The sequence below is a fragment of the Micromonospora sp. NPDC048040 genome (assembly GCF_055587185.1).
The window spans coordinates 1-1315 of record NZ_JBVJGT010000144.1 but is presented as its reverse complement, the minus strand read 5'-3'; the positions used below and the strand labels follow the sequence as shown (position 1 = coordinate 1315).

The following is a 1315-nucleotide window of genomic DNA, read 5'->3' as shown; positions in this document are numbered from 1 at the left end:
TGGGCCTGCCCCGTTTCGACGGACATCCGAGATCAGGAGCCGGTAGGGCTCCGGGAGGATGTCCAGCATCATGGAGAGCGTGGGGAAGAAGCGATCGAGGCCGAGGCGGGCGTTCACGCCTGAGTTCAAGGCCGAGATCGTCGAGTTGTGTCAGCGCGGGGACCGCAGCGTCGGGCAGGTCGCGAAGGATTTCGACCTGACCGAGACCGCGGTGCGGCAGTGGGTGAAGCAGGTCGAGATCGATGCCGGGACACGTTCGGACGGGCTGACCAGCGACGAGCGGGCGGAACTGGCTCGGTTGCGGCAGGAGAACCGGCGGCTGCAGCAGGACGTCGACATTCTCAAGCGGGCGACGGCTTTCTTCGCGAGGGAGACCCGGTGAACGTGTATCCGTTCATCGAGGCGGAGCAGGCCGGCAAGCACAGCGTCAAACGCGCGTGTGAGCTGCTTCAGGTCTCCCGATCCGCCTACTACGCCCGCAACAACAAGAGCACCCGCGAGCGCGACGACGAGAAGCTCACCGCGAAGATCCTCGAAGTGCACGCGGCGTCGAAGGGCACGTACGGGGCGCCGCGGATCCACGCTGAGCTCGCCGACGCCGGCCTGCGGCACGGCCGTAAACGCGTTGCCCGGCGGATGCAAGCAGCCGGGATCGCTGGCAAGAGCCCGCGCCGCTGGCAGGTCACCACGATCCCTGACCCCACCGCGGCACGGCGCCCGGACCTGATCCAGCGGGACTTCACCGTCGACCCGACGGCAATCAATACCCGTTGGTGCGGCGACATCACCTACATCAACACGTGGGAAGGCTGGCTGTATCTGGCCACCGTCATCGACCTGGCCTCGCGCCGGGTCGTGGGCTGGGCCGTTGCGGACAACCTCAAGACCGACCTGGTCGACGCCGCCCTGACCGACGCGCTGCGACGCCGCAGGCCCGCCGACGGGCTCGTGTTCCATTCCGATCGCGGCGCCCAATACACCAGTACCCAGCACGCTCGACTCGCCCGCCAGCAAGGGGTGCGGCTGTCGGTCGGCCGGCGCGGTCAGTGTTGGGACAACGCGGTCGCCGAATCGTTCTTCGCCACGATCAAAACCGAACTCATCCACCGGCAGGCCTGGCCCACCCGCACCACCGCCCGGCAGGCCATATTCGAGTACATCGAGGGCTGGTACAACACACGCCGTCGACACTCCAGCCTCGGCTACCTCAGCCCCGCCACCTACGAGAACGGCACCAGCATCCGGTTGCTACCCGCCCTCAAGGTAGCCTGAAGATCAACACATCGACCCTGTCCGTCGAATCGGGTCAAGCCCA

General features: G+C 66.9%; 2 protein-coding genes. Both read left to right on the top strand.

Translation table 11 applies throughout. The annotated features are described in order from the left end of the window. Positions 1-79 precede the first annotated feature (79 nt). Entirely contained in the window at positions 80-382 is a 303-nt protein-coding gene (locus ACZ6O2_RS36530; RefSeq protein WP_466026223.1) for a transposase, read from the top strand. Beyond that, on the top strand, positions 379-1272 hold the full coding sequence (locus ACZ6O2_RS36525; protein ID WP_466026222.1) for an IS3 family transposase: 894 nt from the start codon (positions 379-381) through the stop codon (positions 1270-1272). The genes ACZ6O2_RS36530 and ACZ6O2_RS36525 overlap by 4 nt, the downstream gene beginning before the upstream one ends. The last annotated feature ends 43 nt before the right edge of the window (positions 1273-1315 follow it).